Origin of the sequence: Pseudoalteromonas sp. SG44-1, assembly GCF_014164315.1 — a bacterium.
Lineage (GTDB): Bacteria > Pseudomonadota > Gammaproteobacteria > Enterobacterales > Alteromonadaceae > Pseudoalteromonas > Pseudoalteromonas rhizosphaerae.
In genome coordinates, this window is record NZ_JACJEW010000002.1 from 175495 (window position 1) to 186596 (window position 11102).

Genomic DNA, 11102 nt, shown 5'->3' on the forward strand with positions numbered 1-11102 from the left:
GTATAGCTACTGTGCGTTTTATTTTCTGAGGGAGTCATTATTTATATGGGCTAATACTTGATAAGCTAAATTGGCTTTGCATGATCACATCGCCATCAATGCCTTTTAGCTGGAGTGAAATAGCTGGATCTGTTTGTTGCCAATCAATGCTTAAATCACCGTAATTAACGTCATGTGTGAACTTCCCCACGCGGTGTTTATTAGGACTGACGTTTTTCCATTTTTCAGTAAGGCCTGAGCTGGTCATTTCAATCAGTGGATAATCAAGGTTTTGTTCATACCTTGATATCTCACCCCAATGTGTGTCACCACTGATAATTACCACGCCGTTTACTTGGTGTTTTTTAATTAACGCAAATAAACGGTTTCTATCCTCCGGAAAATTAGCCCATGACTCCCAGCCGGTAAAGTCAGGCAGTAACTGTAAGCTCGAAGCAATCAGTTTAATTGCAGCAGGCTTTTTAAGCTCTTGTTCAAGCCATTGCCACTGCGCCTCACCTAACATCGATGCGCCTTTTACTTCACTTGGGCTATAAGGCCCTTGATTATTCGCTTTACGCTCAGTCTTGTATTGTGTTTCACTAACGTGGTTAAGTGCATCGCGGTTCCAACGCAGATCAGGCATGATCACTTGTATCGTGTGCTCACCTTCGCCATACATATACGAGGTATAAATCCCATCGGCACGTGTGCGACGCACTGAACCCGTTGGCTCTTGCCAAAAGTCGAGCATAATTTTCCGAGACTGTTCTTTATGTGGGTACTCTTTACCTGCATCATTTTGGCCAAAATCATGATCATCCCACATGGCAATAAGGGGAGTCTGTGCTTTTAACGTTTTAAAGCCGGGCTTAGCGCCTAAGCGCTGATATTTATCGGCAAGTACGCGCATATCGTTGGTGTCGCCGTAGATGTTATCACCCAAAAAGATAAACAAATCTGCCTGCTCTTTATTGATCGCGTCAAAAATCGGAATATCTTTATCTTGATGCCCACATGAGCCAAACAGTATTTTTTGCGGTGTACTTAATACTGAAAAACTCGCAACAATGCTTACCAATGCGGCCGCTTTAATTAAATGCTTCATTTTAAAATCTCATCAATTGCATCCGCCATAGCGGGATTAAGCTGCTTAGGGTTTTCGCCAAGTACGGTTAAAATCGTTGCCGCAACTTGTGCTTGTTTGAGCTCTGTTGTTGTTTTTAATAAACCTTGCGGTTTAATATCTGAGCCAATTGCAGCTAACCAAATATGCTCAGAGCCAATAATTCCCTCAGGAAAAGCTTTACGACCTTGCTCCGATTTTGCCATTGCTTGTTTTGAACTATGATGCTGCCAATCATTAGCGTTACTGCCACGGCCATGATCCGTGGTGATAATAAGCGTTGTGTTATTTTTATAGCCAGGTGTAGTCTGAATGGTTTGCCATAAGTCTTTGATAAAAGCGTCACTTTGTTTAGCCGACTGCAAATAGTGATCGTAATGACCATCATGGGCAAAATCATCGGTTTCACCTAAGCTGATCACTAATAACTTAGGCTTTTTTGCCAGCATATAAGCTTTGGCAAAACGATATGTAAAACTGTCTAAACGCACATTATGCCAAGGACTTGGGATCTCCTGTTGTAAAGCATTTAATAGTGGCGCATCGGCAAATAAGTCTGCCTCAATTGGCATAAAACCCGCATTTACATATACGTCGCTGCGTTTGGTATTAACAATAAACGGAAATACATCCCAACTACCAAATAAGGCGGTTTTATTTTTATAGTCAGCGCGTTGCTCTAATCGCTCTAAAATAGTTTTATTTGGATTTGGCGTTTTATCATTACTGTTAATTGCCTCATCAACACTGCCAGTTAAGATCTCACTGTAGCCTGGGTATGAAAAATACCACGGGTTACTCACCGACATTGTTGAACCATTCTCTCTATCGCCAATTAACACACCGTGTTGAGCAATCGTATTGCTAATAAATGGCATTAACTGAGCTTGTCGGGCGTGTTTGTCATCGCGCCAAAACTGTTGTTTCAATTGCTCAGGCTGTTTAACAAAATCGGGATTTGCTAACAATTTTTGATCGGCGCCGTTAAATACCTCTTGCCAACGCACTCCATCAAGCGTCACAAGCACGACATTATCACTGGCTTTGACAATATGACTTACCATTAATGTACAGCCTATTACGGCCAGTTTAGCTATTGCTTTCATAGTATTCCTATCAATAAAAACCCATCAACAAGGATGGGTTTTGGTTATTATTTTTATAATTAGGGCTTAAAAATTAGCAGTAAATGTAAGTGCTGCAGTTCGTGGTGCACCAATAAAATAAGTGCTGCCATTACCTGTCCCACCCGCTAAATACTGTTTATCTGTTACGTTAGTGACAGCAAAAGCAATATCGATTGATTTAAATGGGCCGGCATTGACGTCTGCAGCATAACCGGCATTGATATCAAGCACGGTATAACCATCAACTTTATTACGTGTACGAGTTTGCTCATCTAAAAATGCACCTAAGCGTTCACCGGTATATTTAGCGGATATACCAAAGCGGAAGTCGCCACTGTAATAATCGGTCGAAAGCACAAACATATCGCTTGGTGAATCGATTACGTCATCGCCTTTTTTAAAGCTTGGCGGTAGCGCTTTTCCGTCTTCATCTTTGAGGATAACACCATCGGCATCGTAGGCACTTGGATCGTGCGATGCGTATTCAGAGCTGTTATTAGTATATGAAGTATAAATATTCCATTCATTTGTAAGCATATAACTTGCTGATAGTTCAATACCTTGCGAGTCAATACCACCTACATTGATGTAAGAGCCATTTGTACCTATCGTATAATCAATCCCGCCGGTATCACTGCCAGGTGCGATAAAGGTGATACGGTTATCAAAGGCAATAGAATAAGCGGTCGCAGTTAGGCTCAAGCGGTCTGCTTTATAACGTACACCAAAGTCGATATTTTCAGCTGTTTCTGGTTCAATTTCTGTGAGTGTAGAACTATCACGCTCCAGCACTCCATCTTTAATTGCTGAGAAATTTTCACTGAAACTGGCGAATAACTCTGTACTGCTAGTTAGCTGGTACAAAGCACCTGCACTAAATAACACATCTGAATCACTGTTTATTTTATCAGAGCGTAGATCTGCAAAATGATCGTATTTTTGTAATTCAACTAAATACTGTTTGGCGCCAAGATTAACTGTAAAATCGCCTAGGCTGATAGAATCTTGTACGTACCACTTAAAGGTATCTGTTTCAAAAGTATTTTTATATTGCGTCCAGTATGGGGTGCTATCAAAGTGATGATACACGCGAGCGTCAATAACTTTATGCCAATCACGAGATTCGTCACGATCAGTTTGCTCAAGCCAAATACCTGCTTCAATATCGTGCATCCCTAAGGTTAATTTATAATCGGCGGTCAAACCTAAACGGTCCTTGTCATAGTGTGTATGGCGATATGACATTACCGGTATTGCCGAATCTGGGTAACACGCCGGATTCAACCCTGTGCCTGAATCCCATGGCCAACTGAGTGTATCCGTACAATTTGCATTAGGCGTTAATGGCTTACCTTGGCTATCTGCAAAACCATATGAGCCAGCATTTGTGCCGCCTTCGATTGTTGGATTACCGTCTTTATCGACAGGTGATGTTAAATAAGGTGGGATCCAATCACCACGCCCTGAGTTTTTATGGTAATAAGGGCTGATTGTTAATAATGATGAAGGTGAGATTGCGTATTCAAACTTTACGTAACCTAACGCATTTTCACGCAATGTACCCCAACCTTCTGCAAACATTTGGTCAAAGTGTGGCACGCCAGTCCAATTCCAAGTTAGTTGATCCCAATTTGGTGTTTGCGCAAATTGCTGCAAGCTCACACTGTTATAGTTGGTCTCACTTACATCATCATACGATAAACGCCCTGTTACAGTCAGCGCATTAAAGTTAGATACAAATTTAGCCTCAGCATGTTGATTATCTTTACCGCCATTACTGCCATCACCTATCCAGCGGCTAGTATTGGTTTGTGAATAACTCACATAAGCTTGCGTGTTATCAAAGAGAGTGCCAGTTTCATGCTTAAAATAATAACGGGTCGCATCATGGTCACCATTGGTGTAAGCAAATGTAGTTCCTCGCTCAAGGCTAGGATCTTTACTTACAAAATTAAACGTACCACCGAGCGCTTCAAGTGATGCTGAGGCGATATCTGAGGTACCTTGGCCCACTTCAACCGTGGCTAAGTTTTCGCTGTCTAGGTAGCGATTAGCTTTTGCACCACCGCCATAATTAGAGCCGCCGTTTGGAATACCATCAACCGTCATACCTAACTGCTGTTGGTTACCATCGATACTAAAGCCGCGCATCGTAATAGTGGTAGACCAATCATCACCACCAAATGCATCACCTTCGTTAATACTAATTCCCGGTAGGTTATCCATCACCGATAATACACTTGATACCGAACTCTGCTGTTCAATCATTGATTGCTCAATCACACTATTTGCATAGCTCGTTGGTTTTGCCACTACCGTGACTTCTTCTATTTCGTTGGTATTTGCAAAGCTATTAGTTGAAAACGCTAAAGCGATTGCTAAGCTTAAAGTCGATCTTTTAGTAAAAGTACGCATTGTTGTCCCATTTGCAATTATTGTTTTGTATACGGGCAAAGTATGGAGGGAATATATGACAAAAAAGCTCGAAAAAATTGACGTAACAGTGACAAAAATATTGATTATTTATGGCAACAATGCAGCTTAACCAATTAACATAATAAAGATTATAATTTAAATAACAGTCTATCGCGGTAATATTTGTAGGAAATAGAGAGGGAGTTAAATCAATACGAAAGAGTATTTTTCACAGCATTAGTAACGATTAAAAAGCAATATTGCTAATCGCAAATAAATACCTAAAACAAGTTTGCAATCAACATCTATTGACGTGTTATAAACGCCAGAGACAAGTAGTTTCCGACGTTAATGCAACCACCTACAGAAGTAGGTGGTTTAGTGACTAAAACAAACTACGTTTAAATTAGTTCAGCCAGCATTTCATCACTATATGGAACCACTTCTTCAGCATTTTTTATTTTACTGATGTAATCTGGGTTTGCAATAAACGGGCGACCAATAGCAATTAAATCAAACTTATTGGCGTTAATAGCAGCTTTAGCCGTGTCAAAATCATAGCTACCAACACCCACTAAAGTACCTGAATAAGCCGCACGTAAATATTCTGACGTCGTTTTATCTGCAAGGCTTGCAAAGCGCATGCTATCGTCAAAAATACCGCCATGTAAGTAAGCGAGTGCTCGGCTATTCAACTCGTTTAAGAGGTAATCAAATACCGCTTTATCGCGGCTATCTTCGCTCATATTAAAGTAAGCACCAGGAGATAAACGTAGCCCAGTTTTATCTGCGCCGATGACATTAATTACCGCATCAACAACTTCAAGTGCAAAACGCGACATATTCTCTGGAGTTTGCCCGTATTCATCATCACGCTCATTGGCTGCATAATGTAAAAACTGATCGATTAAGTAACCATTCGCACCATGGATCTCAACGCCATCAAACCCTGCTTCAAGCGCATTCTCTGCAGCCTTTGCATAATCTGCAATTAATGACTTAATATCGGCAGTGGTTGCTGCTTTTGGGGTAATATAAGTAAGCTCACGCATACGTGGTACAGAGCCTTCAACACCAATCGCAGATGGGGCTAAAACGTCGCCATCAAAAAAGTGTGGATGTGCAACCCGACCAACATGCCAAAGTTGTGCAAACATTTTACCGCCCTGCTCATGCACAGCATCGGTTACTTTTTTCCAGCCTTGAATTTGTGCGCTGGTAAATAAACCTGGCGTATTCGGGTAACCTTGCGCATCAGGGCGAATAATCGTGGCTTCACTAATTATTAAACCGGCTTCAGCACGGCGTGCGTAGTAATCAACCATCGCTTGGGTTGGCACTAAGTTATCGTCAGCCATACAACGCGTTAGCGGTGCCATAAGTATACGGTTTTGTAATTCAATCGTGCCATTAAGCTTAAACGGTTGCAGTAGATCTGTGGTCATTCTTATCAATCCTTATCTTGAGTGTACATTCAAGATAAGGGCGGACAATAAAACATTCAAGTCTATTTTTGAATATTTGTTCAAGATTAAGTAAACTAACCCCACATACACCTTATAAGTCAAATAGAATGCAACAGAGCGCCCTATGAGAATAGCCGAATTTGACCGTGAATTTGTACTTCGCCAAGCGATGCTGGCTTTTATGCAACACGGTTATGCTAAAACGAGTATGCAAAAATTAACGCAAGTTACAGCGCTTCATCCGGGGTCTTTATATGCTGCGTTTGGTAATAAAAAAGGTATTTTTTTAGCGGCTATTGAGCAATATCAGGCTGATAGAAATCAGCAATTTACGGCACTTTTTTGTCAACATAAACCCGTTTTACCAAGCCTACGCCAATACTTAGACTCAATAGTCAACGAGTGTATCAGTGGTGATGCGATGAAAGTATGTTTACTGACTAAAAGTATTAGTGAAGTTGAAGGGCAAGATTCACAGATCAGCCACGTACTAATGACAAATTTAAACGCCTACGAAAACGCCCTCGCCGAACAATTTGAGCGCGCGATAAAAGAAGGTGAAATCCCAAACACACGCACAGCTGAGCATCTAGCTCGTTTTTTAGCAATGGGCCTTTACGGCTTGCGAACCTATGCACTGACTAACCGCTGCGAACAAGATCTAAGCCAACTCGCCGACGATTTATACCACGCAATGTGTAATTAATTTTTAACTAATCGACATTTTGTCATATTAGTCAATATACTATACCTAAGCCATTCTAGAGAGAGTCTATTAATGAGTAATGCAACTGCAACCGCATCTGAAAAATTCGAGACAATCTTAAATTTAGGAGCCAAAAAAAGATTGGCTTTTATGTTTGAGACCGTCCAAGAGTTCAAACAAGTGTGGATATTAAATGACGACGATGGCTGTGTTATGCTCGCCAACGAAGATGATGATTGTGTACCGGTATGGCCTGAACGTATTTATGCCGAGGCATGGGCTACCGGTGAGTGGGAAAATTGCACAGCTAAAGCAATTCCATTGAAAGATTGGACAACCCGATGGACACCCGGTCTTGAACAAGATGACTTACTTATCGCCGTTTTTCCAACTGAAGAAGACGACGGCACGATTTTATTTCCTGATGAATTTGATTCACAACTAAAAGCACCTAAAAAACGTTACTAATTACACTTCGCTATAATTGAGTCGCAGACGTGTTGTTCTGCGACTTATCCACGCAAACTTTAAATTTTTTACGCGCAACGCTTTAAGACAAAGATACAAAATTAATACCTATAAAAATTAAAATATAACGGCAATAATGTCGCTTTTAGCGATAATTAATTTATGCTTATTCACACTGATCAGTGAAATAAACACAGCTCCCACTGCAAAAACTTTGGCATTAGTTGACTTCAACACGCCCCTTACTCTTTGGACTTTATAATGGTACGACAAGGTATTTTAATATTACTACTGCTAACGTTTATTAATAGTGGCTATGCCACAGAGCAAATTGACTCACTAGAATCCACACTCAGTGAAATAAAACAGCTCAAAAGCGATGGTGAATCCGCACAAGCTTATCAACAATTAAGGACAACATATTCCTCGGCACAATCAACCACACAACAAGCTGAGTTAATGGTTGTTTGGCTTGCATTTATGAATGAAGACAAGAACTGGCATGAATTCGACTTGCTCAAAGACGATGTCTCACAATTACTCGTTAGCGAAGTCGATATAGAAACTAAATACGCACTTTATGACAACCTCGGACTAATGAAATATCGCTTAGGTAAGTTTGCCGAAGCCGATTCTTATTTATCAAAAGCGGTGTCTTTTGCTGATGACACACAGCTTGCTACGAGTATGACTTACTATTTGTATGGAATTAACTCTGTTAGACAAGGAAAAATGGTAGATGGACTCGATAAAATCTTACATGCTCACGATTTACAAATAAACATTCAAGGATATGCTTCACCGAAGATATTAATTGGTTTAGGGTTTACCAATTATTATATGAAAAACTACGACAAAGCGATTGAATACACTCAACAGGCAATAGCAGCATACCCTGAAAATGACATACTGCTCACTGAGCTGTATGCAAACTTAGCTGCAATGTACGTTGATAAAGCCCAATACCAAGAGGCATTAATTGCCATTAATCAAGCCGAAAAAGTAGCCCACTTTCATAATATATTTGACCGAGTTCCTATAATTATTAATAAAGGCACTATTTATGCTGAGCTAAATGAGCACCAAAAAGCCATTGATTATTATTTAAAAGCGTTAGATATTGTAAATAAAAACAATGATTTAATACATAAGCCTACCGTTTTAAGTAATCTGGCACAAAGCAATCAAAGTTTAGGTAATTATAAACTTGCTGCCGACTATTTTGAGCAAGCCCTTGCTATATTTTCAAGCGAGAGTCAACTCATCAAACGTTTAGAAAACTATCCGCCAATGATCGAAAATTATCAATCATTAGGAAATTACCAACGCGCATTAGAACTTATGGTTGAATACAAAGAATTAGATGATGAAAGTACCTCATTAGCTGCAAAAGAAAAATTTGATCAATCACAAGCAGCCTATGATATTGCCTCTAAAGAAAAGTCATTAATCGAAGCTAAACTAGCGCAAACAAGCAATGAAAATGCAATTCTACGACTCTATGGGATCGTTGCCTTCAGTCTTTTAATTATCCTATTTATTTATATTGCCTATAGACTAAAACACTCTGCCTACCTGCAAGTTAAAGAGCTTGCGTTGCGCGATCAGCTCACGGGACTATTTAATCGCCGCGCATTGCACGATATCTTTGAATTAGAAATGAGCCGGGTTAATCGCAATAAAAAAACTTTTAGTATTATTTTGCTGGATATAGATCATTTTAAAGTACTCAACGACACCTATGGACATGACTATGGTGACATTGTATTGCAAAAAGTGGCTAGCGCATTGCAAGATTCAATTAGAAGTATGGATAAAGTTGCTCGCTGGGGAGGTGAAGAATTTCTGGTGTTTTTACCTGAAACCAATAAAGAGCAAGCATCGCATCTTGCAGAAAAGTTACGCTTAGCCGTAAGTAACATTGAATTGACTTACCAAGATAAGCTACTTCAGGTCACTGTTTCTTTAGGTGTCTGTGAATATAATCAACAAGGTGAATATAAAGACATGGTTAAACAAGCCGATCTTGGTCTTTATAAAGCTAAAGAAACAGGGCGGAATAAAGTCGTCTGTCTCAGTTAAACTAACAAATGTTCTTGCGCGCAACTATCTTCAAACATATAGTTTACTAATAAAGCGATGTTATTTCCTCGCATTAAGGCTGCTCTGTTGACCTAAAAATAGCAATGGCACACTGTTTTATTGCGCTTGCTCAAAAAAATTACGACATAGTTTGCTAAACTAACCTAATAACCTATTAGATTAAGTGTGCTAGCACAACGCTGAGATTTACTCTGGGCACATTTACAGAAACAGTTGGACAAATACGTGATATTTAATTCTAAGTATAAAAAAGAAATTGCAAAACTAAAAAATGAAATTGTAGATATTCGTAACCAAAATGAAGCACTGCATGATGAACTGGAACAAGTTAAGAATGCTAAAAGTCAGTTAGTAGCGCAAATAAATCAAACTGATAAAACTGCCAAACAACAAGACGAATTAAACCGCTTGTGGCTACAGTCTTCAATTTTAATAGAGCAAATCAGGGAGAGCCTAGCAGCAAATTCAAGTGAACTTGTAATGCACAGAGATGGCTTTCAATCATCACAGCAATTGCTTGATAACATTATTGTAATGCTATCCGCCACTTTGCAATCAACTTCTGTGATATCCAGAGACACTAAAACAGCCTCTGAATCTGTAAAGCAATTACAAACAGTCACAGCAGGGATTAATGACTTTGTAAACATTATCAAAGGCATCTCTGACCAAACTAACTTACTAGCCCTTAATGCTGCTATTGAGGCCGCCAGAGCTGGAGAACAAGGTAGAGGCTTTGCCGTAGTTGCAGATGAAGTTCGCACATTAGCACAACGCTCAGCTGATGCATCGAATGAAATTTCAGGCTTAATTGAACAAGTAAACCAACAAATGGACCACGTTGTTGGCAACATTACCGACGTCGGGAAACAAAGTAATGAGATCAGTGAAAGTTCAGCGGCTATCGAAGATACCGCTAATAAAATTGTTACGTTCTCACAAAACATGTATTCAGTTATTACCGACTCAACTGAAAACGCATTTATTCAGACGGTAAAAATGGATCATATCGTTTGGAAACTGGAAGTTTATAAGGTACTACTTGGTTTATCTGATAAAACCACAGATGAATTTGCCGATCACACAATGTGTCGTTTAGGTAAATGGTACTATAAAGGTGATGGTGCAGCTAAATACGCCTCCCATATTGAATTTAAAAACTTAGAAGCCCCGCACGCCGAGATTCACAACCATGGCATACAAGCATTGCAAGCCTTTGCAGATGGCCATTCGGATAAAATGATTGATCATATATCGCAAATGGAAGCGGCGAGCTTTAAAGCCGTTGATTTATTAACTAACCTAGCAAACAAAATAACTAAATAACGGTCGTTTTAAGTTTAACTACAACTTTAACGCTGCTCATTTTATATTTATTATCGATATTATGATGGATAGCTCAAACGAGCTTTGGGGAGATGCGTACTATCCGCTTATTGATGGGTAAAGCGAATCGACCTCACTCAGCCGCACCAATTAATTTTATATTTCAATCACTTAAATAGTAAGCGTATAGCTAACGACACCTAGCTTTGCTTAATGTTCCAAGGTAGCAGTGGCTCAAGGTTATCTGGCTGCTCAGCAAGGCGCTGTAAGCAAGTAGAGATATAGTCATGCACCACAAGGTCATTTGCCTTTGCGGTTTCAATAAGACTATAAAGTATAGCGCTGGCATGAGCACCATTGCAGGTATTTGAGAACAACCAGTTTTT

General features: G+C 39.7%; 9 protein-coding genes. 4 read left to right on the forward strand and 5 right to left on the reverse strand.

Translation table 11 applies throughout. From position 1 onward, the window contains the following. Positions 1-37 precede the first annotated feature (37 nt). The 4 genes from H5187_RS01795 to H5187_RS01810 form a co-directional block, all read right to left on the reverse strand. Positions 38-1087: an alkaline phosphatase D family protein gene (locus tag H5187_RS01795; RefSeq protein ID WP_182797492.1), complete on the reverse strand. Its 1050-nt coding sequence runs from the start codon at positions 1085-1087 to the stop codon at positions 38-40. After that, positions 1084-2211 carry an alkaline phosphatase family protein gene (locus H5187_RS01800; protein WP_182797493.1) on the reverse strand — a complete coding sequence of 376 codons (1128 nt, stop codon included), beginning with the start codon at positions 2209-2211 and terminating at the stop codon, positions 1084-1086. Before H5187_RS01800 ends, H5187_RS01795 begins: the two co-directional genes overlap by 4 nt. A gap of 66 nt (positions 2212-2277) precedes the next feature. Next, on the reverse strand, positions 2278-4647 hold the full coding sequence (locus H5187_RS01805) for a TonB-dependent receptor domain-containing protein (RefSeq protein WP_182759355.1): 2370 nt from the start codon (positions 4645-4647) through the stop codon (positions 2278-2280). Positions 4648-5048: 401 nt separating this feature from the next. Beyond that, positions 5049-6092: an alkene reductase gene (locus H5187_RS01810; protein ID WP_182734291.1), complete on the reverse strand. Its 1044-nt coding sequence runs from the start codon at positions 6090-6092 to the stop codon at positions 5049-5051. 145 nt (positions 6093-6237) lie between these two features. On the opposite strand from H5187_RS01810, the gene H5187_RS01815 reads away from it, so the two are divergent. The 4 genes from H5187_RS01815 (at position 6238) to H5187_RS25010 (ending at position 10716) form a co-directional block, all read left to right on the forward strand. Further along, positions 6238-6819: a TetR/AcrR family transcriptional regulator gene (locus H5187_RS01815; protein WP_145233102.1), complete on the forward strand. Its 582-nt coding sequence runs from the start codon at positions 6238-6240 to the stop codon at positions 6817-6819. A gap of 72 nt (positions 6820-6891) precedes the next feature. Continuing rightward, positions 6892-7287 carry a DUF2750 domain-containing protein gene (locus tag H5187_RS01820; RefSeq protein ID WP_145233101.1) on the forward strand — a complete coding sequence of 132 codons (396 nt, stop codon included), beginning with the start codon at positions 6892-6894 and terminating at the stop codon, positions 7285-7287. A 261-nt stretch (positions 7288-7548) separates the two neighbouring features. Then, the gene (locus H5187_RS01825; RefSeq protein WP_182794003.1) at positions 7549-9369 is read left to right on the forward strand and encodes a tetratricopeptide repeat-containing diguanylate cyclase; all 1821 of its coding nucleotides are present in this window, start codon (positions 7549-7551) and stop codon (positions 9367-9369) included. A gap of 246 nt (positions 9370-9615) precedes the next feature. Continuing rightward, positions 9616-10716: a methyl-accepting chemotaxis protein gene (locus tag H5187_RS25010; RefSeq protein ID WP_274803910.1), complete on the forward strand. Its 1101-nt coding sequence runs from the start codon at positions 9616-9618 to the stop codon at positions 10714-10716. Between the two features lie 200 nt (positions 10717-10916). On the opposite strand, the gene H5187_RS01835 is transcribed toward H5187_RS25010, so the two are convergent. After that, positions 10917-11102: transposase domain-containing protein (locus H5187_RS01835; RefSeq protein WP_182797494.1), on the reverse strand; the 186-nt coding region annotated here is incomplete at its 5' end.